Annotated in this window: 18 protein-coding genes; 12 read left to right on the top strand and 6 right to left on the bottom strand. The window is 53.6% G+C overall.

Annotated features, from left to right (window positions below; all coding sequences use genetic code 11):
- The first annotated feature begins 5 nt into the window (after positions 1-5).
- Complete coding sequence (locus tag B7989_RS04450) at positions 6-650, top strand: HAD family hydrolase (RefSeq protein WP_088627407.1); 645 nt, start codon at positions 6-8, stop codon at positions 648-650.
- Here B7989_RS04450 and B7989_RS04445 read toward each other — a convergent pair.
- On the bottom strand, positions 647-1,816 hold the full coding sequence (locus tag B7989_RS04445) for a TraB/GumN family protein (RefSeq protein WP_088627406.1): 1,170 nt from the start codon (positions 1,814-1,816) through the stop codon (positions 647-649). The two genes, B7989_RS04450 and B7989_RS04445, sit on opposite strands and share 4 nt — an antisense overlap.
- A gap of 120 nt (positions 1,817-1,936) precedes the next feature.
- On the opposite strand from B7989_RS04445, the gene B7989_RS04440 reads away from it, so the two are divergent.
- From B7989_RS04440 to B7989_RS04410, 7 genes are all read left to right on the top strand, one after another.
- Entirely contained in the window at positions 1,937-2,548 is a 612-nt protein-coding gene (locus B7989_RS04440) for a hypothetical protein (protein WP_088627405.1), read from the top strand.
- Entirely contained in the window at positions 2,548-3,015 is a 468-nt protein-coding gene (locus B7989_RS04435) for a hypothetical protein (RefSeq protein WP_088627404.1), read from the top strand. The genes B7989_RS04440 and B7989_RS04435 overlap by 1 nt, the downstream gene beginning before the upstream one ends.
- Positions 3,016-3,051: 36 nt before the next feature.
- Positions 3,052-3,720 carry a (d)CMP kinase gene (gene cmk / locus B7989_RS04430; RefSeq protein WP_073320900.1) on the top strand — a complete coding sequence of 223 codons (669 nt, stop codon included), beginning with the start codon at positions 3,052-3,054 and terminating at the stop codon, positions 3,718-3,720.
- Positions 3,721-3,755: 35 nt separating this feature from the next.
- Positions 3,756-5,522, top strand: a complete 1,767-nt coding sequence (gene rpsA, locus B7989_RS04425) for a 30S ribosomal protein S1 (protein ID WP_088627403.1) — start codon at positions 3,756-3,758, stop codon at positions 5,520-5,522.
- A 94-nt stretch (positions 5,523-5,616) separates the two neighbouring features.
- Positions 5,617-6,933 carry a phosphopantothenate--cysteine ligase family flavoprotein gene (locus B7989_RS04420; protein WP_088627402.1) on the top strand — a complete coding sequence of 439 codons (1,317 nt, stop codon included), beginning with the start codon at positions 5,617-5,619 and terminating at the stop codon, positions 6,931-6,933.
- On the top strand, positions 6,926-7,888 hold the full coding sequence (locus tag B7989_RS04415; protein WP_088627401.1) for a hypothetical protein: 963 nt from the start codon (positions 6,926-6,928) through the stop codon (positions 7,886-7,888). Before B7989_RS04420 ends, B7989_RS04415 begins: the two co-directional genes overlap by 8 nt.
- A 7-nt stretch (positions 7,889-7,895) precedes the next feature.
- Positions 7,896-8,531 carry a CatB-related O-acetyltransferase gene (locus tag B7989_RS04410; protein ID WP_088627400.1) on the top strand — a complete coding sequence of 212 codons (636 nt, stop codon included), beginning with the start codon at positions 7,896-7,898 and terminating at the stop codon, positions 8,529-8,531.
- Positions 8,532-8,547: 16 nt separating this feature from the next.
- On the opposite strand, the gene B7989_RS04405 is transcribed toward B7989_RS04410, so the two are convergent.
- From B7989_RS04405 to B7989_RS04395, 3 genes are all read right to left on the bottom strand, one after another.
- Positions 8,548-9,504: a class I SAM-dependent rRNA methyltransferase gene (locus B7989_RS04405; protein WP_088627399.1), complete on the bottom strand. Its 957-nt coding sequence runs from the start codon at positions 9,502-9,504 to the stop codon at positions 8,548-8,550.
- A gap of 73 nt (positions 9,505-9,577) precedes the next feature.
- Complete coding sequence (gene nrdR / locus B7989_RS04400; protein ID WP_072977912.1) at positions 9,578-10,021, bottom strand: transcriptional regulator NrdR; 444 nt, start codon at positions 10,019-10,021, stop codon at positions 9,578-9,580.
- An 8-nt stretch (positions 10,022-10,029) separates the two neighbouring features.
- Positions 10,030-12,102 carry a transketolase gene (locus B7989_RS04395; RefSeq protein WP_088627398.1) on the bottom strand — a complete coding sequence of 691 codons (2,073 nt, stop codon included), beginning with the start codon at positions 12,100-12,102 and terminating at the stop codon, positions 10,030-10,032.
- A 196-nt stretch (positions 12,103-12,298) separates the two neighbouring features.
- Here B7989_RS04395 and B7989_RS04390 point away from each other — a divergent pair, with 196 nt between their 5' ends.
- From B7989_RS04390 to gmk, 4 genes are all read left to right on the top strand, one after another.
- Positions 12,299-13,357 (top strand): hypothetical protein, encoded by a 1,059-nt coding sequence (locus tag B7989_RS04390; protein WP_088627397.1) that lies wholly within the window; start codon positions 12,299-12,301, stop codon positions 13,355-13,357.
- Between the two features lie 79 nt (positions 13,358-13,436).
- Positions 13,437-15,995, top strand: coding sequence for an NPCBM/NEW2 domain-containing protein (locus B7989_RS04385; protein WP_088627677.1), 2,559 nt, complete (start codon positions 13,437-13,439; stop codon positions 15,993-15,995).
- Between the two features lie 7 nt (positions 15,996-16,002).
- A complete protein-coding gene (locus tag B7989_RS04380) occupies positions 16,003-16,914 on the top strand; it encodes a glycosyltransferase family 2 protein (RefSeq protein WP_088627396.1) in 912 nt (303 codons plus the stop codon).
- A 96-nt stretch (positions 16,915-17,010) separates the two neighbouring features.
- Positions 17,011-17,574: a guanylate kinase gene (gene gmk, locus B7989_RS04375; protein WP_088627395.1), complete on the top strand. Its 564-nt coding sequence runs from the start codon at positions 17,011-17,013 to the stop codon at positions 17,572-17,574.
- On the opposite strand, the gene B7989_RS04370 is transcribed toward gmk, so the two are convergent.
- Entirely contained in the window at positions 17,571-18,530 is a 960-nt protein-coding gene (locus B7989_RS04370; protein WP_088627394.1) for an L-threonylcarbamoyladenylate synthase, read from the bottom strand. The genes gmk and B7989_RS04370 overlap by 4 nt on opposite strands.
- A 94-nt stretch (positions 18,531-18,624) precedes the next feature.
- On the bottom strand, positions 18,625-21,513 hold the full coding sequence (locus B7989_RS04365) for a DUF349 domain-containing protein (RefSeq protein WP_088627393.1): 2,889 nt from the start codon (positions 21,511-21,513) through the stop codon (positions 18,625-18,627).
- Positions 21,514-21,532 lie beyond the last annotated feature (19 nt).

Raw genomic sequence — 21,532 nt, 5'->3', positions numbered from 1 at the left:
AATTTATGGCACACAAGAACATCATTTTCGATTTAGGCGGAGTCATCCTTGACATCAACATGCAGAAAGCCCTAAATGGCTTTGCTGCACTCGGGCTCCCCCAAAACGAGCTCCGCTTTGATGTAGGCGAAACCGCCGACTTGATGCACCATTACCAGCTCGGGCATTTCACGACCGACGAATTCTGCAAACTCGTTGCCGCCAAGTGCAATCCGGGCACGACACCCGAACAAGTCGCAAACGCCTGGAACAGCATTTGCATCGGCATTCCCGAACGAAAGCTGAACGCCATCAAGGCTCTCAAGCAAAACGCCAACGTCTACCTGCTCAGCAACACCAACGACCTTCATTGGCAATATTGTCTGGACCATTGGTTCAACGCAGGCGACAACCGCTGCGAAGATTTCTTCGACAAGGTGTTCTTAAGCCAGGACCTGCACCTCGAAAAACCCGGCGCAAAAATCTTTGAATACGTCACCAAAACAATCGGCGCTGTCCGCGACTCAGAGGCTTCGGGCGCCGTAACCACGGACACGATTTTTTTCGACGACAACATCGATAATGTAAATGCCGCAAAAAATTGCGGCATTCAAGCGATGCGTATCACACCCGATTTCGACTGGGTCGAATACTTTAAGGTGTTAAATTAAAACGCCTGGTAAATCTTGAAGATAGCGAGAATCTTTCCGATAATGGCGGGGATTCCCGGGCACAAGAAGCAGAGGATTACGCGAGTCACGCGGTTTTTCCACCAGCGCTTGATCTGCCAGATATCGTCAGTCAACGTTTCCATTTCGGACACGCGCGGCGGGCGCATGTAAACCTGCGTCAACGCCGTAAAGAATCCGACTCCGATAAGAGGAGTAAGGCCCGTAAACGGAGCCGCGATAAGCGCCACCAAAACCGTCAGCGGATGACCGCCCGCGATAATCGTGCCCAGCATGGCTCCACCGCCAGTGAGCATCGCCCACTGCAGACTGAGTTCGCCCGCCTTTTCGGCACCCGTATGCACGCCCACGGCAATAATGCTTGCGACGATTGCTACAGGAATGGCCCAGCCGATAATCTTCCAGATGGGAGCGCTCTTGGGAATCACGCTAATGGATTCTTCGCTGGGGAGTTCGCGGTTTTCTTCGATAATTTTTGCGATACCGTTCATGTGACCGGCACCGACGACCGCCACAATCTTTTTACCCGGAGCGTTTCTGATCTTGCTCGCGAGGAACTGGTCGCGTTCGTCGATAAGAACCTGCTTGACTTCGGGGAACGACTTTCCGAAATCCTGCATCATGGCGCTCAAGGCATCTTGCTGCTTGATCTTGGCCAAGTCTTCTTCGCTGACTTCGGTACGGTCAAAAATGCTAGCGATGAGTCCGCCCAATAGGCTAAGCTTGCGGTACCAGGGAGTGCAGGCCCAGGTGCGCTTGAGCGTGATCTTGATATCGCGGTCGGCAAGCACCAGTTCGGCATTCTTTTCGCCGGCGACATCAACAGCTTCCTTAAGTTCGGAACCCGGCTTTACACCCGTCTGCGCGCCCATGCGCTTTTGGTAAGACCCGAGCACCAGGTTCGCAATGAGGGTCGCCAGCTGCTTTTTCTTGATAACCTGCTTGAGGTCGGTCTTTTTCCAGCGGTCCGGATCCTTAATGGAATTCAGGCGTCCTTCGTCCAATTCCACACAAACTGTATCTGGGGATTCCGCTTCAATAGTTGCCCTAACCAGGTCCTTGGAGGCCTGCGAAATATGGGCTGTACCAATTAGAATAAACTCTCTATCGTCTTTTTTAATGCGGCAAATGTCGGATTTTTCGTTCATCGCCCTAAATGATAGCAAGAAAATGGCTCGCAAATTGAAAAAATTTATTCTTTTTTGTTGACTTTATCAAAAATTGTTTATATTTATGTGGAAATTTTATTTTTTCGGAGGTTTCATCCTATGAAAAAAATTTTGGCATATCTTTCTTTGGCCGCGCTGGTTCTGACCGGCTGTGCAGGTTCTAGGTCTGATGATCCCGAGGCTCTGGATAACGCTCTCGTGGGTTTCACCTCTTGCGTGCAGGGTTCCCGCTGGCAGGAAGCTTTGGAATACGTGACCCCGAGCGAAGCTGATGCTATTGCCACCTCTGATGGTTACGAATTCAAGGACGAATACAAGACTGCAGCCCGCAGACTTCCGCTTTCGACGCTCCGCCGCGCCGGCCTCCAGGTTGACGGCAGAGGCCGCCTGGTCGGTATCAAGGACGCCATGGACGAAGCCAATGGCCGTTACGTGATGTCCGAAGAACAGGCCAAGGTCGGTACGAACCTGAAGCAGATGGAAGACGAACGCGTGAAGCGCCGCATCGAACAGGGTCAGAAGATCTTGCAGGAAGAAGAGGAAGAAGCTAACCAGGAACAGGAAGAAATCGTCTATTCCAACAAGCTGACCGACGAAGAAAAGCGCAAGTACGGTAGCACCCGCGATTTGCAGGCTCCGGAAGCTTTCGAAGACGAAAACACGCAGGAAGCCGAAGAAACCCTCTACAACGGCGACTACGACAATCCGTAATGGCGAGTTCCCTTCACAAAAATTCGAAAAAGACGGCGCTTTTAAAGGCGTCGTTTTTTTCAGTAGCGCTAGTTCTTCTGGCTAGCCTTGCCGCCTGCAATTTGGGTCCGGACCCGGCCGCCGACGGGGCACGATTCAACAGGCATTTCCATTACTACTATGTACAGGATTGCCGCGCCGACGCTTTTGGCCCTTACGATTGCGGCAGCATCCGCGCCCTGAGCCCTTCCATGACCGTGGGACTTCGAATCGACAGCGACGGTTTGGCCTCATTGAACCTCGATGGCGATCGCTATTACTACCTAGAATCAGAGTATAGCGAGGGCTTCGACGGCGATTACGGGCCCTATTTCAATTTTAAGCAGGATTACGACGAGCTGACCATTTATAAAAGCGGCGACGTCATGGCCTATTGGGACAACAATAACGGCCTTGTTACCTACTACTTTTACGACCTCTTTGATTGACGTCGGGGCTTCAAGTTTCTATTTTTAGCCCCACTCATGAGCAATTCTGAAAATTTTGTCATCGCCCTTGATGGCGGTTCGGGTACCGGCAAGAGTACCACTGCAAAAATCGTTGCAAAGACTTTGGGTATTACCTATTTGGACACGGGCGCCATGTACCGCGCCGTGACACTTGCCGCCCTCGACGCAGGACTTGCTGCCGAAGAAGGCCCCGCGATGGACAAATTGCTCGAAAACCTGACCCTCGGGTTCGATTCCGAAAACCACATCCTCATTAACGGTGTCTGCCGCGAAAACGAAATCCGCGGCATGAAGGTATCGAGCAACGTGAGCATCTACTGCGCACTCCCGTCGGTCCGTGCCGCCATGACCAAGCAACAGCGAGAAATCGGCAAGAAGCAGAGCTGCATTCTGGATGGCCGCGACATCGGAACCGTGGTGTTCCCCGATGCCAAGTACAAGTTTTTCATGGTTACGGATGTTAAAGTCCGTGCCGAACGCCGCTACAAGGAACTCCTTGAAAAGGGCGAAAAGGTGACTCTCGAAGAAGTCCTCAACAACCTGGTCGAACGCGACCGCCTGGATTCTTCCCGCGCCACCGCCCCGTTAAAGAAAGCGGACGACGCTATTGAAATTGACACTACACACATCTCAATCCAACAACAGGTTCAAAAGATTCTCGACTACGTAGGTGTAGTGGCGTAGCCTGAATCCTTTGTTCCGCAACCCAATTAAACAATATGTCTCAAAATCTCAAATTCGGTACCGCTGAAGATCTCGCTGAAATCCTCGCCGCTCAGGGCGAATGCAGCCCCGACTTCCGTAAGCAGAACGCTGACGTTTACGCCGGCATGGATTGCCTCGAACAGGGCAAGCTCGTCACTGGTAAGATTAGCCAGGTGAACGACCAGGAAGTCTTGATCGACGTGAACTACAAGTCCGAAGGTGTCATTGACCGTGCTGAATTCAAGGACACGGACTCCCTCGAAATCGGTTCCGAAATCGAAGTGTTTGTCGAAAAGCTCGAAGATGAAGACGGCCGTCTCATCCTTTCGAAGCAGAAGGCCGACTTCGTGCGCGTGTGGGATCGCATCCACGCAGCATTCGAAAACAACGAAGTCGTGCGTGGTACGCTCACGAAGCGTATCAAGGGCGGTGTGGTTGTCGACCTGTTCGGCATCGACGCCTTCCTCCCGGGTTCCCAGATCGACCTCCGTCAGATCCCGGACATCAACGCCCTCATCGGTCAGGAATACGACCTCAAGGTTATCAAGGTCAACAAGGCTCGCCGCAACATCGTCGTGTCTCGCCGTGTTGTTCTCGAAGAAGAACGCAACAAGCAGCGTGGCGACGTTCTCGAAACTCTCGAGAAGGGTCAGGTCCGCAAGGGTATCGTCAAGAACATCACCGACTTCGGTGCATTCATTGACCTCGGCGGCGTAGACGGCCTCCTCCACATCACCGACATGAGCTACAAGCGCATCAACCACCCGACCGAATTGCTCCAGCTCGGCCAGGAAGTCGAAGTTATGGTTCTCGACTTCAACGACAAGAAGGAACGTATCTCTCTCGGCATGAAGCAGCTTAAGCCGCATCCGTGGAAGGACATCGCCGAACGTTATCCGGAAGGCGCCATCGTTAAGGGTAAGGTTGTTTCCATTACCGATTACGGTGCATTCGTTGAACTGGATAGCGGCGTTGAAGGCCTCATCCACGTTTCCGAAATGTCCTGGACTCAGCATGTCAAGCACCCGTCCAAGATCCTCACTGTTGGTCAGGAAGTCGAAGCTGTCGTGCTCAAGGTTGAAGAAGATGCAGAACGTATCTCTCTCGGCATGAAGCAGCTCGAATCCGATCCGTGGGATTCTATCGAAACCGAACTTCCGCCGGGTGCCCGCGTGGTTGGTGAAATCCGCAACATCGCTTCCTTCGGCGCCTTCGTCGAAATCAAGGAAGGTGTTGATGGCCTCATCCACGTTTCCGACATGTCCTGGACCAAGAAGATCACTCACCCGAACGAAATGGTCAAGAAGGGTGACAAGGTCGAATGCGTCGTGCTCGCCGTCGATAAGGAAAAGCGCCGCATTTCTCTGTCCATGAAGCACCTCACCGAAGATCCGTGGGACACCATCGACAACACCTATCCGGTGAACTCCGAAGTGAAGGGCAAGATCGTTCGCATGCTCGACCGCGGCGTCGTGGTTGAACTCGCTGACGGTATCGAAGGCTTCATCCCGGTTTCCAAGCTCACCGCTGAATACATCAAGGTTCCGGCCGATGCATTCAAGGTTGGCGACGAAGTTCCGGCCGTTGTGACCGAAATCGATCAGAACAACCGTAAGATCTTCCTCTCTGTGGTTGACTACTTCAAGAACCGTGAATCCGCTGAGCTCAAGGCTTGGATGGACTCTCACAAGCCGGGCGAATCTGGCACCACCATTGGTGAAGCCGCCGCCCCGAAGAAGAAGGCTTCCAAGAAGAAGGCTGACGCTGAAGCCGAAGCTTAATTAGCTTCTTCAAAAGCTTAATGCTTTAAGGAACCCTGCGATGAAAGTCGCGGGGTTTCTTTTATGACATTTTTAAATTTCTATCTTGCATCCTATGAACCTCGCTGGAAAGAAAATCTTGCTCGGAGTCTCGGGCGGCATTGCCGTGTACAAAAGCTGCGAGCTGTTGCGCCTGTTACAGAAAAAGGGCGCCGAAGTACGCGTGTGCATGACCGATGCGGCTACCGAATTCGTGGCACCGCTGACTTTTGCAAGCCTTAGCAAGTGTCCCGTGTACCTGAAGAACGGAGCCGTCGAGGCGCGTCCCTTCCAGCATATCGATTTTCCGCGCTGGGCTGACCTCTATTTGGTGGTGCCCGCGACCGCAAACGTCATCGGGAAATTCGCCTGCGGTATCGCCGACGATCCGGTAAGCCTTTGCTTTATGAGCTGCACTTGCCCGCGCGTGATTGCGCCCGCCATGAATGTGGCCATGTACAACTCCCCCGCCGTAAAGCGCAACCTCGAAATTTTGCGCGGCTTTGAAGACACAACCGTACTTGAATCGCCTGCGGGTGAACTCGCCTGCGGTGAAGTCGGACAGGGTCGCCTGATGGAACCTGCAGAAATCGTGAAATGGCTGGAAGGGGCAAGCCTGCCCCTCGCTGCAGCCGCTTGCGCGTCTTCCGCTACCCCATCGCCTAGGGGCTCGGCCCCTAAGACCCCCGCGCCGGCATGCCCTGTTGCACAAGATGTTCCGCCGACACAAGACGCAAGCCTCCCCGGCTACGGCAAGAAAGTTCTCTTGACCGCTGGCCGTACCGAAGAAGCCATCGACCCGGTACGCTACATCAGCAACCGCAGCAGCGGAAAGACTGCCGTGGCTCTCGCCTCGGTGTTCTATGCCAACGGCTTTGAAGTTGAAGTCATCGCGGGCCCGATGGAGGCGGCGTTCCCGGGTAGCGTGAAAGTGACTCGAGTGACAAGCGCCCGCGACATGCACGATGCCGTCCTTGAACGAATGAAGAGTGCAAGCGCGCTCGTTCACTGCGCCGCCGTTGCCGACTACCGCCCGAAAGTGGCTGCCACCGAAAAGATTAAGGATAGCCGCAGCCAGCTGATTCTGGAGCTGGAACCGAACCCGAATATTTTGCGAGACAGCGTCGCCCAAAAACGCGACGACCAAGTGATTGTCGGATTCGCACTTGAAACCGACCACTTCGAAGAACATGCCGCCGAAAAGCTTGCCAAGAGCGGCGCCGATGCATTGCTTTTGAACGCACCTGTGGCCGCTGATTCCGGCTTTGGCCGCGACTGCGTGCGGTTCGCCCTGGTGGAAAAGGGCAAGCCCGTTCCACCGCTCGCCATGGGCGAGAAGGTCGATTTGGCCGAGACGATTTTGAACTTTTGCCTGGAGCGCCTGAATGGCTGACGAATTTGACTTTAGCGAACTGCGCAACTACCTTTCAGGACAAATCGACCTGGGCGAAGCGGAACTCTTGCTAGACGAGCCGTGGACGCTCACGCGCAAGCCCGCAGTTCCTGGAGCGCCTGCAGCACGCCCAGCAGCGCCTGTTCCCCCGCGCCCTGTCGCACCGAGCATTGTTCCGCCGACTCCGGCCGCAGCTCGCCCGGCGCCGCGCAACCTGCCGCCTCAATTCCCGAACAGCTCGGCTCCCGCAGCAGGATCTGCACAGGCCCCGATTCCGGACACCACCGGATTCGCGCCTTCGCTCTTCGGCGCCGTCGATTCCAAGGCAACCACCATTTCTGCCGCCAACATGCCGACTGAGCGCATCGTAAAGCGCGCGGCATCTGCCTTCGAATCTGTCGATTCTCTTGACGCATTCTACGAATCCATCAAGGGCGAAGCCATGTACGCCAAAGAAGCTGCGCTCGCCCGCTATGTTGGCCCCGCCAAGCCGAAAGTACTTTTCCTGCTCCCCGCCATTAAAATGGCCGAGGCAGCGAACATCTCGGCGACAAACACCGACGCCTTCTTCGGAACCGCCGTCGGGCAGATGCTTTCGCGCCTATTCGCAAGTTTGAGCATCAATCAAAACGACATCGGCATCACCTACTTTTTCAAGTCCACCGAGCGCCCGCTCGCGCCGCTTCTTGAAGCCGCGCTCCGCAAGATGCTCACCAAGGAACTCAGCTTTATTCAGCCCGAAATCATGGTGACCTTCGGGCAGCCGCTATTCTATCAGGTATTCGGCAAGGGCAAGAACTTCGACGAAAACGCCGGCACCGCGATGGACTTCGCCGGCACCAAGAGCGTCGCTCTCGTAGACCCCTACCTCATGGTAAACGACAAGCAGATGAAATGGCTCACCTGGAAGGTTCACATCCCGCGTAGCGGCATGTTCACCATCGCCGCCAAGTAGAGGTTCCATGACCGCTCCGAATCCGAACACGGTGCATCCGATCGCAGGCTACGACAAGGAAATCTACGTCAAGCCAACCATCAAGAACCCGAACATCATTGTCGGGGACTTCACCTATATCGCGGACTCGAAATTCGAAAGCCATGTGACGCACCACTATGACTTTATCGGCGACAAGCTCATTATCGGAAAGTTCTGCCAGATTGCCGCCGGCGTGGAATTCGTCATGAACGGCGCCAACCATCAGATGAATGCGGTTTCAACCTTCCCGTTCTATACGCTGGAAGGCTGGACAATGAATCCGCCCGCCAAAAGCGACTTGCCGTTCAAGGGCGACACTGTCATCGGAAACGATGTATGGATCGGACAGAACGCCACCATCTTGCCGGGCGTGCATATCGGTGATGGCGCCATCATCGGCGCGAACAGCGTCGTCGGTAGCGACGTAGAGCCTTATACGATTGTGGTCGGAAACCCCGCCGAAGCCATCCGCTATCGTTTTGACGAAGACCTGACGGAACTCCTGCTCAAATTCAAGTGGTGGGACAAGCCCATCGAAGAAATCAACGAGTTAATTCCGATTCTTACAAGCAGCGATCTTGATAAAGTCAAAGCCGAAATCCGTCGGCGCATGAAAGCCTAAAACAAAGCTTCAATCATTACACTTCAATGAGCGTTGCCACGAGGCAGCTATCTTTGGTGTGGCCGGAGCCCACGAAGTCGATGTCCTGCGACTTGCTCCAGAGCGTCTTGGCGCTGGGGTGAACTGACGCAACCGATGCAAGTGCATTGCGCGAGAAGGCGGATAAATTGAATTCGCTGTAGTTGGAACTCACCATAAAGAGGCCGCCCTTGTTCAGGAGCGTAGCGCAGTCGGCCACGAGCGGCATCAAGTGTTCGCGCACGTTAAAGTTCTTGCCCTTGAAGCGGGCGAAGCTGGGCGGGTCGAGCACAATGGCATCGAACTTGAAGCCTTTCTTTTGCGCCCAGTGAACGTATTCAACCGCATTGCCTCTGAAGAATTCACCCTGCTTGGGTTCGAGGCCGTTGAGGGCGTAATTCTCGCGGCCCTTGTCTAGAATCTTTGCGCTAATGTCGGCATTCGTCGAAATCTCGGCGCCACCTAGGCGACCATGCACCGAGAAAGCGCATGTATAACTGAACAGGTTCAACATACGGCGCCCTGCAGCCCGAGACCCCATCTCCAAACGGATCGCACGCATGTCGAGGAACAGCCCCGGATTCACCGTATCGAGCAAATCGATGTGGAACTTCGCAGAACCTTCGCGGACAACGCCTATAGAATCTTCGGGACGGCCCACCACCACTTCCATCGGCGGGTTCTCCAGCGATTTGCCAGAACGCGAAAGGCGTTCCTTTACAACGAGGCAAACGGGAGAAAACTTCTGCGCAATCGCATCGGCAATGGCATGCTTTTCACGGAGCAATTCATCGCCGAAAAACTGAATCTGGTAACGGTCACCGAACTTGTCGAGCGTCATGCCGGGGAAACCGTCCGGCGCCCCGTTTACAATGCGAAAAGCCTCCGTCGTTTCAAACAACGGAGAACGCTTGTTGAAAGCCGCATCTAAAAGTTTCGGAAAATCCAGGTTCATGCAGAACAATTCTTTTTAATTACCACACGGATTCGATTTTACTAACGTAAAATCAATTCTAGCAAAAAGCTCGCTACTTGTCCATGCTCTTGATTTGGTCCACGAATTCGCCGACTTCCTTGAATTCGCGGTAAATCGAGGCAAAGCGCACGTAGGCGACGGCATCGAGCTTTTTGAGTTCCTGCATCACCAGGTTACCGATCTGTTCGTAGCTGACTTCGAAGTTTTCAGTCACGGTCAGGGCGTTTTCCACGTTGGTCGCGAGCTGTTCAATGTCGGCGACCGAGACGGGGCGTTTTTTGCAGGAGTTCATGATACCGCGCAGGAGCTTTTCGCGCTGGAACGGTTCATGTTCGCCACTGCGCTTGATTACGGTCAGCGGCTGGACTTCGATGTATTCGCGGGTGGTAAAGCGTTTGCCACATTCGCAGCATTCACGACGGCGACGGATAGACGAACCGCTCACACGGCTGTCCACCACCTTGTCGTTATCTTTCTTGCAGAATGGGCAAATCATCTTAAACCTTAGTTGAACTTCTTGAATTCAGCGACGTTTGCCTTGAATTCAGCGAGGTATTCCTTCGCGGCAGCCACAACAGCTTCCGGAGTGTAACCGAATTCCTTTTCGAGCACGCCAGCCGGAGCAGAGGCGCCAAAGCGTTCGAGACCGGAGACCTTGCCGAAGCCGCCCACGATCTGGGCGAACAGGAGCGGAAGGCCGCTGGACTTTGCAAACACCGGAGTCCAAGGAACAATCACGGATTCGCGGTAAGCCTTGTCCTGAGCCATGAAGAGGGCCGGGCTGATCATGGAGACCACGCGAACCTTGAGGCCTTCGCCACGGAGGATTTCAGCGGCGTCGTGAGTCAGGAGCACGTCGGAACCGTTAGACACGAAGGTCAGGTCCGGGCGTGCGGAGCCACAGTTGTCGCTCACGATGTAGGCACCCTTGCGGCATGCCTTGGAGGCTTCGTAGCGCTTGTCACCGGGGAGCGTCTTCACGTTCTGGCGGGTAAGGATAATCGCGGTCGGGCGATCGTTGTTTTCAAAAGCCATTTCCCAGGCGGTCACGGTTTCGAAGGCGTCGGCCGGGCGGAGCACCAGCATTTCGGACTTGCCGTCTTCGCGCTTGAGACCTTCGAGCAAACGGATCTGGGTTTCGTGTTCGATCGGCTGGTGCGTCGGGCCGTCTTCGCCCACGCGGAAGCTGTCATGCGTATACATGAACTTGACCGGGAGCTTCATGAGGGCTGCCATACGGATTGCCGGCTTCATGAAGTCGCTGAACACGAAGAATGTAGCACAAATCGGATAGAGGCCGCCGTGCAGTGCGATACCGCAGCAGATGGCGCCCATAGTCAGTTCGGCAACGCCCACCTGAACGAAGGCACCCTTGAAGTCGCCTGCGCGGAAGATGCCGGTCTTGTTGAGGAAGGCCTGGGTGTTGTCGGAGTTAGAAAGGTCAGCAGAGCTGCAGATGCAGTTCTTCACGTTTTCAGCGAGGTAGCCGAGCACGGTACCGGAAGTCACGCGGGTAGCGACACCTTCCTTGAGTTCGAGGCCAGAAAGGTCGATCTTCGGAGCCTTGCCCGAGAGCCATTCCTTGAGGGTGGCAGCCTTTTCCGGGTTCTTGGCATCCCAAGCAGCCTTGGCTTTCTTCCATTCGGCGACTTCCTTGCGGAGTTCTTCCTTGCGGGCTTCGAAGCCTGCCTTCACGTCGTCAAAAATCTTGAATGCATCGGCCGGATCGCCGCCGAGGTTCTTCACGGTTGCGTCGGTAGAAGCACCAGCAGCGTTCAGCGGCTGACCGTGGGTAGAAACGGCACCTTCGAAGGACTTGCCGTCTTCGGCAATGGCGCCCTTGGCCATGGTGGTGTGACCGATGATGATGGTCGGCTTTTCGGTTTCGGCCCAAGCGGCCTTGAAAGCCTTGCGGAGTTCTGCAATGTTGTGACCGTCGGCCACGTCAATCACGCGGAAGCCCCATGCTTCGTACTGCTTCTTGAAGTCGTGGCTCATCACGTCTTCGACCTTGCAGGACAGCTGCACCTGGTTGGCGTCGTAGAAGAAAATGAGGTTAGAAAGCTTCAGATGACCGGCAATACGACCCACACCGTAAGCGATTTCTTCTTCGAGGCCGCCGTCAGACACGAGGCAGACCACCTTGTGCTGCAGGATGTCGCCAAAGCGTTCGACCATGAAGCGTTCGGCAATAGCGTTACCGAGGGCTACGGCATGACCGATACCGAGCGGGCCCGAGGAGTTTTCAATGCCGAGGGCGACTTCGACTTCGGGGTGACCCGGAGTGCGGGAACCCAGCTGGCGGAAATTCTTGAGGTCTTCCATCGAGAGGTTGCCGAGCATGGCAAGTTCGCCGTACAGGAGCGCGGACATGTGGCCCGGGTCCATAAAGAAGCGGTCGCGGGCTTCCCAGTAGGGGTTTTCGGGGTCAAAACGGAGAAATTCCGAATACAGGAGCGTAATGGCGTCTGCTGCGCCCATGGCTCCACCCGGGTGACCGGACTTTGCCTTCTGCACCATGGCAGCGGAAAGGATTCGAATGTTGTCAGCCGCTTTTGTAACCAACGCGTCTTGCACTTTTTTAACCTCTCTTTAGAATTTGCGACCCAAATTTAACTTTTTTTGGCCAATCTCTCAAGGTAACCCATCAGAAAACACCTTATAATCTCCTTATAATTAATGGAACTTAGTGAAAAATGTTTTACCAAATCAGTGGGAATATACGGACGTTTTATATCTATTTTTGGGGCAGGAAAAACAAAGGTCTCTTAATATGCTAAAAAATATTTACAAAACAGCTTTAGTAACCTTGGCAGGTCTCGTCGGTACCGCAAACGCTCTTGAGATTCGCCCTCTCACCGAAATTCTCTTCCCCACAAAAGTGAACCTCGCTTACGATAAGGGCGGCAACAAGGCTGACATCAAGTGGGATACCGATCTCGTATTTATGATTGGTTCCGAAATTCTCGTCTCCCCCGAAAACATTCCTATCCGTTTCGGTGGCGGCTTGGGCTATAAAAGCGCCCAGCAAAAGGGCGGCACCGTCGTAACGCCGGCTACCGTTCCTCTGTGGGGTACCATTTCTTACGACCCGATCAAGGACAAGTACGCCGTTTCTCCCTACATCGTTGCAAGAGCCGGTACACTCGCTCCGCTTTCGGGCAACGGAAACTGGTGGGAAAAGCCTCTCAACTTCTTTGTCCAGGGCGGTATCGGCGTCATCCTGCCGTTCAATATCGGACTTGAAGTCAACTACGACTACACCTCTCTCCTCAAGTCTTACGAAAGCATGGACACCAAGGTCAGGGCATCGTCCGGCCGCGTAGGCGTCATGCTCTCTTACGGTTTCAACCTTTCTGGCGACAAGAAGCCGGCCGAAGAAAAGTCTGAAAACCCCTACAACATGGACGCCTTCCAGAACACGGAATCCAGCGAACCGGAACCGCAGCAGGAATCCTCCGGTTTTGACTACTCCGGCGGAGCTTACGACTCTTCTGAACCGGACACCACGGCAACGACCTCTGAAACTGATTACGGCTACGGCGCCTCCGAAGAAACTCCTTCCGAAGACACCACTGCCAGCGAATCAACCGAATCTACGGAACCTGTAGCAGAAGAAGCCCCGGCCGAAGAGCCTGCCGCAGAAGAAGCTGCCGCTGAACCCGAAGCAGTTGCCGAGCCCGAACCGGAACCCGAACCGGCCGCAGAACCTGCTCCGGAACCGGAACCCAAGCCCGCAGTCAAGAAGTCTTCCAAGAAGTCCAGCAAGAAGTCTAAAAAGTCTTCGAAGAAATCCAGCAAAAAAAGCAAAAAGAGCAAAAAGAAGAAGTAATGCTCACACAAAAATGAAATCGGATTAATTCCAAACGAACTAGGCGCCCTTGGGCGCCTTCATTATTTATATTTATAAAATGAAAGCTTTCATTATTGGACTTTTGAAGAATCTCGCCCATCCGGGAACCATTATCGGCCTTGTCGTATCAATTGCAATTCCGTTCCTGATTTACCTAGGTCCCAATATCGGGCACAAAGATACCATCAAGAATCTTGACCTGTACCTGCCGCTCCCGCTATTTATCGTTCAGCTGATTGCAGCGATTGTCATTTTCGCCCTTTTGCATAAAGATTTCAGGGAATGGATCAAGGGCATTCTGCCCGAAAAGAAGATTTCTATCCTGATGCTCGCCTTTACCGCCGCGATTACGATTTTCGCCGGCACCCAGATTGAAGCCCGCCACCGCGTGCAGAGCGACGAAAGTGTGTTCATGTCGGTTGCCCAGAATATGTATTACAACCAGGAATCGGGCACCTGCAACCAGGGATTCTTCGAAAATGGCAAGCTGAATTGCGTCGGCAAGTCGAACAGTTTCAAGACCAAGGGCCTCGCCTTCCTTTACCTGCTCGGCATGCCGCTCCTGGGCAACAACCTGCACTGGATTTTCCACATGGAACTCCTGATGCTCCCGCTGGCGGTGCTCCTGATGTTCCTTGCGATTGTCGCCTGGACACGAATGCCCCTGCTCGCCTTCTTTGCCGCCCTACTGACCGCATTACAGCCCACGGTACTTTTCCAGTTCCGCGCCATGTCGGTGGAACCGCTCTACATTTTCCTTTCCGCCCTTTCGCTGTTGATTTTCAAGTGGGCCTACGACCGCAATACCCTTAAGCACTGGGCTTTGTTGGCACTCTCGCTGGCCTTCTTTGCACAGACCCGCCAAGAAACGGTCTTCTGCCTCCTCGCCTTCATCGTGTTCGCCCTTCCCAAGATTCTGGACAGCAAGGGCCCTAAGGCCCCCGTATTCTTCGTGACGCTGTCGCTGTTCTCGGTTCCGGCACTCCTCACCATCAGTTATTTCCAGGGATTCGGATTCCAGGGCGGCGAATTCGAAGCCCACGGCCACTTCCTTGAAGACCTCGCCCGCAACTGGGCCGAAATGACCAAGCCGCTCACCAAGAACGGCGAACTCGAAAACCCCTTCCTCACTTACTTTAATTACCTGTTCGCCATCGGCGCCATTTACTTGTTGGTCCGCGCCATTTGGGGCGCCAAGAAGAAGGAATACTTCTACCTCGAAATTCTCGCCTTCTTGCTCTTGTACCACATTCAGACGTACGTGATTCTCGAAAACGTCTCGGGCGATTTCAGCATCCAGATTAACCAGCGCTACAGCCTGGTCATGTTGCCGTCGATGGCATTTGTCGGCGCGCTCCCGGTAACGCACCTGGTGCAATTGCTGATTAGCTCCATGGGCAGCAAGGACGCCAAGCAAAACGCGATGACGACCGCCCTGGTCACTCTTGTTGCAGGCCTTATCTTTACCGGTTGGACTTTCCACTACAAAGAAGATTTCAACAAGAACATCATGTACAACCGTAACCACCTGACCATCGAAGAATACGAAATTCTGAGTTGGCTCAAGGAACAGCCGAAAAAGGAACGCATGTTCATTTACGGCCGCCCCTGGCATTTTATCGGTTACGGGGTATCGTCTATCCATTACGACCGCGCACGCCAAATGAGCACGCTTGACCTCAAGAAGCTCATCGATAAGTACAAAGGCGAAGTCTACTACATTCGCGGTCTTGACTGCTGGGATAGCCAGACTTACCACAAGAAGGCCGTGGAACACCGCATTGCCACCACCTGCGACGTGTTTGAACGCGACATGGACCTGGAAGGCGTCAAGAACATCCTGATTACCAACAACTACTGGGTGCAAATCGCCAAGTTCAACGGCCGCAAGGAATTCAACCCGCAAAACATTATTGCCGTAAGCGATCTTGAACTAAGAGCCGGTTCCGAAGATTCCACCAAGCAATCGCTCTTCTACCGATTCAACCTGAACGAAACCGCCGCCGTTGCAAACCAATGGGACTACACCATTCTTTTCGATGGCGACACCATTGCACACGGCGCTTACTCTAACGGAAGCTTTAGCGGAAGCATCGCTAATGACAAGTTAAAGTCCGGCTACAACCAGATGGAATTCGTGGTACAGAATCGCGAAAACGGCAAACTCATGGCCGACATCCAGAAGTTCTACTTTAACAATGCCGAAGGCGCCGTGCAGCTGACAGAATTGCCCTACGTGAGCCACAAGCAGGCTTGGGGCAAGCTCCACAAGAACACCTCGCTTGAAGGCAATACGTTCAAGGTGGGTGGCAAGCTCTACAACGACGGCTTTGGCACACACGCCTCTTCCGAAACGGTATTCAATATCGAAGGCAAGTACAAGACTTTCAAGATGGGTTACGGCCTTGACGAAGAATCGCTCTGCAGCGACGGTGTGCAATTGCAAATCATCGCCGACGGCAACGTGATTCACGACAGCGGCCGATTCGCACTCGGCAATTTAAAGGTTGCCGAAGTGAGCGTCGAAAACGTGAAGACGCTTATCATCAAGACCAACTCTTACGAAGACATGGACTGCGATCACGTCGACATCATCAACCCCGCGCTTATTCCCTAGGTAAATCATGCTGTTATCTGTAATCATTCCTGTTTTTAACGAAGAAGAAATCGTCGCCGAAACCTACCGCGTTCTTGAAGAAGAACTCAAGAATATCGAGCACGAACTCATCTTTGTAAACGATGGTTCCAAGGACAAGACCCGCGAAATCGTAGAATCGCTTTTGCCCCAGAATCCGAACAACAAGATTATCAACTTCAGCCGCAATTTCGGCCACCAGGCCGCATTCAGCGCAGGCCTCGACCATTCTACAGGCGACGCAGTCGTCATTATCGACGGCGACTTGCAAGACCCGCCGAGCCTGATTCACGAAATGCTCGAAAAGTGGCGCGAAGGTTACCAGGTCGTTTACGCCCAGCGCAACAAGCGCAAAGGCGAAACCATTTTCAAGCGCTTTACCGCCTTCTGTTTCTACCGCCTGATCGGCAAGCTCACGAGCATCGATATTCCGCCTGACACCGGCGACTTCCGCCTGATGGACCGTTGCGTGGTGAACCAGCTGACCAACCTGCCCGAACGCAGCCGATTCTTGCGCGGGCTCGTCTGCTGGGTCGGCTTCAAGAAGATTGGCGTCAAGTACGACCGCGCCGAACGTACTGCAGGCACCTCCAAGTATCCGCTCAAGAAGATGGTGCGACTCGCCCTCGACGGCATCACCGGTTTCAGTTCCGCCCCGCTCAAGATCAGTTTCTACGCCGGATTGTTCGCGACCGTCGTCGGTCTCGGCGTGTTGATTTGGTCGATTCTCGAAAAATTCCTCAGTCCTGCCACCACCGTTCCCGGCTGGGCATCGCTCATGACCGCCATCGTATTCTTCGGCGGCATTCAGCTGATGTCTATTGGCATTATGGGCGAATACATCGGCCGCATTTACGACGAAGTCAAGCAGAGACCGCTTTATATCGAGGACAAGAAGTAAACAGTGATTAGTGATGAGGAATGTGAAATGAGAAATGCATGACGAAACATTTCACATTACACATTGAAATTGATTGCAAGAAGTTAAAAGGTTTTTATGCGCAACAAATTATTCGTTATGAGTGCCGCTAGCGGCGCTGGCAAGACCACCCTCAAGGATTTGGTCATCAAGGATTTTCCGGACATCAAGTATTCCATTTCGGCCACCACGCGCAAGCCCCGCGAAGGCGAAATTGACGGCGTCCATTATTTCTTCAAGACCAAGGAAGAATTCGAAAAGCTCATCAAGGAAGACGGCCTGATCGAATGGAACGAAGTCCACGGCAATTACTACGGCACGCCCAAGAGCTTTGTCGAAAAGACTCTCGCCGAAGGCAACCGCGTGATTTTTGACCTCGACGTTTTTGGCAAGGTGAACTTTGACAAAGTCTACCCCGACGCTACCGGCATCCTGATTTTGCCGCCCAGCGAAGAAGAACTTGAAAAGCGCCTGCGCGGTCGCGGTACCGATTCCGAAGACGTGATTCAGCTCCGCCTGAAGAACGCCAAGAAAGAAATGGAATTTGCCAAGACGCAAGGCAAGTACGAATACGTCATCATCAACGATGACTTGCAGCGCGCAGCCAACGAACTCCGCGAGATTTTAAAGAAGAAAGACTAAAACTTGATGCTCGCCCGTTTGAGGCGGTCATTCAAGGCCATACCGACTCCGACATTCGGGATCGGGTCCACCAGAATCAAGTCGTACTTGGGGTCATCCAAGTCATGCATATAGGCGTACAGCTTGGCTGTCGCCTCTAGCATATTGCCCGATTCAGACAGATTCAGCGTTGCAGGAATAACGCCGGGGGTATTGCCGAAGGCAATCCGCACGCAGTGTTCCGGAAGCGTAAAGCCGGCAGGGATTTCGCCATAAAGGAGCGGAACCTGCGGGCGGTAGTGCGTATCGCACTGCCCCGGCGCCGCCATCGCTTGCCCAGGTTTAGAGGTAGACTCCTTAATCTTCACATCACCGATGACTTTTGCAATCATCTCGGGCGTAATCGCACCCGGTCTAAGCACCGTCGGCTCGCCCACTAAAGAGACAATAGTACTTTCTACGCCCACGTTGCAGGGGCCGCCATCCACGATTCCTGCAAGGCCACGGTCGGCCAGCTGTGCCGCCACATGTTCGGCCGTCGTCGGGCTCACATGCTTGAACAAGTTCGCACTAGGGGCAGCGAGCGGCACGCCCGCCTTCCAGATAATTTCTTGCGCCACCGGGTGGCTCGGGAACCTCACCGCCACAGACGGGAGCCCGCTCGTGCACAAATCCGGAATGCATTCCTTCTTGGGCAGAATCATAGTCATCGGGCCCGGCCAATAGGCCTTCGCCAGCGCATACGCCGCTTCGGGAATATTTTCGGCAATGTCAGCCAACTGCGAAATCTCGCAAATGTGAACAATCAGCGGGTCAAAAGTCGGGCGTTCCTTGATCGCAAAAATCTGCGCCAGGGCCGACGGCAAATAAGCATTACCCGCAAGGCCGTAAACAGTCTCGGTCGGAATCGCAACCACCTGTCCATCATGGAGCAGGCGCGCGGCATCGTCAATACTTGTCCAAGGAGGAAATTGCATGATAGCCCAAAAATAAAAAAATCGCGAGACATGCTCGCGATCAAAAATTGATAAAAGGAGATCCCGGCTCTACGGCCGGGAAGACATCGAAGGCCTAGGCTTCTGCCGGAGCAGCAGCCGATGCTTCTTCCTTGTCCTTGCGGCCAAAGGCAAACACCTTGTCGCAAGCGGAATTGAAGCGCTGCCAAGTCTTTTCGGACTGTTCGCGCGGCACGGCACCCACTTCCTTCCACAGACGGCGCAAGTGCTTCACCTTGTTCATGGAGGCACCGACAGTCTGTTCGTTCAAGTCCGTCAGCAAGTCTTCGGCCTGTTCGCAGAGCAACAGCTTCTTCTGCAAGTTGTTCTGGCGAGCCTGTTCCTGAATATCGAGCTGGTCGCGACGGCGGGTAAAGAAGTCATCGCAAGCTTCGCGGAACTTCTTGTACAAGTCCATGTCTTCCAGGCCGCAGAATCCAAGTTCGCGCCATTCCTTCTGGAGTTCGCGAACGGCGTCGGCAAGCTGGTTAGAGCCAGCGCTTTCGGCAAACTGGCGAACCTTATCGATCATGGCGTTCTTCTTTTCCTTAATCACGTCGAGGCCCTGAGCCAAAGAAGAATCAGCGTGAGCGAGGCGTTCGAGAATCTTGTTGTAAACCGTGTTGTAGCGGTTGCTGATAGTCTCAATGGCTTCCTTCGGAACCATGCCAATGGCCTTCCATTCCGCTTCGACAGCCTTCAGTTCGTCAAGCGTACCCTGGGCTGCGGCTTCCATGGCTTCGAGCTTGTCGCACAAGGCGTTCTTGGCATCCAGATTCTTCTGCTTCGAGGCGTCCATTTCTTCGAAATGGGCGCGTTTCTTTTCGAAGAAGCTGTCGCATGCCGTGCGGAAACGAGTCCAGATTTCGTCAGACTTGCTCTTCGGCACAGGACCAACAGCCTTCCAGGATTCCTGCAACTGTTTTAATTTATTCGAAGTAGCATTCCAATCGTTGGATTCCTTGAGAGCTTCGGCTTCCATGCAGAGAGCCACCTTCTTTTCGTAGTTGGCTTCGCGGTTTTCGTCTTCCTGCTTCAAGTTTTCCTTGTGCTGGGCATAGTAGGCAGTCGTTGCAGCCTTAAAGCGTTCGGTAAGGGCGGCCACATTTTCTTTCGGCACCATGCCGATGGCCTTCCACTGTTCCTGGATTTCCTGCATGGCCTTGTACTTGTCCTTCCAGAACATTTCCGTGTTCTTGACAAGTTCTTCGATCTTGGCGCAAAGGGCTTCCTTGTCGGCCAAGTTCTTCTGGCGTTCCGCATTCATCTCTTCGATGTAGCCGGCGCAGTTTTCCTTAATCTTTTCATAGTTGCTCTGGAAATGGTCGCGGTATTCCTGCAACTTGGTTGCAGAAATAGGTCCGATTTCTTTCCAGCGGTTCGTAATATCCTTGAGCTTGGCAAGAACGGCCTGGCTGCCCGGTTCCTTGGTCAATGCATCCATTTCAAGGAGCAGGTCATCACGGTCCTTTTCGTTATGCCAGTTTTCCCACTGCTGCATTTCCTGGAAACGTGCGGTTGCAGCCTTGTATTCCTGCCACAAGTCGTGGTACTTGAACTTGTTTTCACCCACGATTTCTTTCCACTGCTGGTAGAATTCGCGAACCTTCTTGTTCAAGTCGCGGAAGTCTTCGTTTTCGTCGAGAGCCTTCACCTTTTCGATAATAGCCTTGAGTTTTTCGGAATTGGCTTCGAAACGCTTCTGCGAATCTTCTTCGTAGGCAGAAATCTTATTAGAGAGCGTATTGCGAAGCGCATTGTAGGACTGCAGCATCGGGTCTTCGCCTTCCAACAGCGTAAGCTTTTCCCATTCGCGCACAATGGCATGCAAATGCTTCTTGGTCATGTCGTTCACGTCGGTATCTGCCAAGGCCTTAAGGCGTTCCAGCAGTTCCGGTCGCACCGATTCGTCGGTCGCTTCGGGCACGTCAACAACGACTTCTTTAACCTTACGCAAATCCTGCACCTTGAAGGTGGCGTTATTGTAACGCTTGGTCCAAGCGGAATCCATCAGGGACTTGCTTTCGGCGCATTCAGCGAGAATGGCGTCCACGCGTTCAGCGTTGTCAGCCACCTTGTTTTCAGAAATCAAGGTTTCAAGTTCTTCGAGAGCTGCCGTGAGAGAAGCAATCTTGGCCTGCTTTTCGGCTTCGGCCTTTTCGGCTGCGATACGTGCGGCATCCGCTTCGTCGCAGAACTTCTTGAAGCTTGCATAAACTTCGTCGATCGTCGCCTGCTTGTCGCCCATGCCAAGCTTAGCGGCTTCTTCCATCAAAGATTCAAACTGAGACTTGACAGAGAGAGGTTCCTTCTGCGCTGCCAAGAAATGAGCTTGCTGTACAAGAGCTTCGCGCTTGCTTGCCAAGAGTTCGGCCGCCTTTTTACCGTTGTCTTCAGCATCTTTTCTTGCGCGGATTCTTTCGCTTGCAGCCTTGCGTACTTCGGGCTGTCTGGAGCTCTTTGCGATATCCTGGAGCAAGGAGTCGGAGGTCACCTTGCGTGCAGCCGTCATCGCGATATCTTCGTCCAGGTCGCGGTTAGCGGCAAGGGCCAAGATCGACTGCTTGGTACAAATCTTTACGAGTTCTGCACGGACGAGACCTGCGGTGTTCACACCCTTGAGCAAGTCTTCGGCATAGTGCGTATCCTTAACATCTTGCAGATAAGCGAGATCCTCGGCACTCGGTTGAGCCTCGTTTTTAAGCTTTTTGACAACTTCTTCCAAATAACGAGTCTTAGCCGTACGCTTTACTTCTTCGTCGGAATCGCGTTCCGAAATCTTTTTCAGGGTAGCAATGATTGTCAACTTCTTTACGGCAGCAATCCTGACAGAAGCATCGGTATCGGACTCGGCAACACGTTCCAGGACATCCTGGTTGTCCGCACCCAATTCGGCGATTGCTTCCAGTCGCTTTTCGGGGTTGGAATTTTGCCACTTCGGTTTAAAGGCGTCAAATAAGCTCATAGAGATCTCCAATAGTATG

This window comes from Fibrobacter sp. UWB5, from assembly GCF_002210295.1.
GTDB lineage: Bacteria > Fibrobacterota > Fibrobacteria > Fibrobacterales > Fibrobacteraceae > Fibrobacter.
The sequence above is the reverse complement of the archived record's forward strand: the minus strand, read 5'-3'. Positions and strand labels throughout refer to the sequence as shown.

Coding starts and splice junctions, on each gene's coding strand:
- B7989_RS04435 (WP_088627404.1), top strand. CDS start 2,548: ATGGCGAGTTCCCTTCACAAAAATTCGAAAAAGACGGCGCTTTTAAAG.
- B7989_RS04380 (WP_088627396.1), top strand. CDS start 16,003: ATGCTGTTATCTGTAATCATTCCTGTTTTTAACGAAGAAGAAATCGTC.
- cmk (WP_073320900.1), top strand. CDS start 3,052: ATGAGCAATTCTGAAAATTTTGTCATCGCCCTTGATGGCGGTTCGGGT.
- nrdR (WP_072977912.1), bottom strand. CDS start 10,021: ATGATTTGCCCATTCTGCAAGAAAGATAACGACAAGGTGGTGGACAGC.
- gmk (WP_088627395.1), top strand. CDS start 17,011: ATGCGCAACAAATTATTCGTTATGAGTGCCGCTAGCGGCGCTGGCAAG.
- B7989_RS04365 (WP_088627393.1), bottom strand. CDS start 21,513: ATGAGCTTATTTGACGCCTTTAAACCGAAGTGGCAAAATTCCAACCCC.
- rpsA (WP_088627403.1), top strand. CDS start 3,756: ATGTCTCAAAATCTCAAATTCGGTACCGCTGAAGATCTCGCTGAAATC.
- B7989_RS04410 (WP_088627400.1), top strand. CDS start 7,896: ATGACCGCTCCGAATCCGAACACGGTGCATCCGATCGCAGGCTACGAC.
- B7989_RS04450 (WP_088627407.1), top strand. CDS start 6: ATGGCACACAAGAACATCATTTTCGATTTAGGCGGAGTCATCCTTGAC.
- B7989_RS04420 (WP_088627402.1), top strand. CDS start 5,617: ATGAACCTCGCTGGAAAGAAAATCTTGCTCGGAGTCTCGGGCGGCATT.
- B7989_RS04405 (WP_088627399.1), bottom strand. CDS start 9,504: ATGAACCTGGATTTTCCGAAACTTTTAGATGCGGCTTTCAACAAGCGT.
- B7989_RS04445 (WP_088627406.1), bottom strand. CDS start 1,816: ATGAACGAAAAATCCGACATTTGCCGCATTAAAAAAGACGATAGAGAG.
- B7989_RS04415 (WP_088627401.1), top strand. CDS start 6,926: ATGGCTGACGAATTTGACTTTAGCGAACTGCGCAACTACCTTTCAGGA.
- B7989_RS04370 (WP_088627394.1), bottom strand. CDS start 18,530: ATGCAATTTCCTCCTTGGACAAGTATTGACGATGCCGCGCGCCTGCTC.
- B7989_RS04390 (WP_088627397.1), top strand. CDS start 12,299: ATGCTAAAAAATATTTACAAAACAGCTTTAGTAACCTTGGCAGGTCTC.
- B7989_RS04440 (WP_088627405.1), top strand. CDS start 1,937: ATGAAAAAAATTTTGGCATATCTTTCTTTGGCCGCGCTGGTTCTGACC.
- B7989_RS04385 (WP_088627677.1), top strand. CDS start 13,437: ATGAAAGCTTTCATTATTGGACTTTTGAAGAATCTCGCCCATCCGGGA.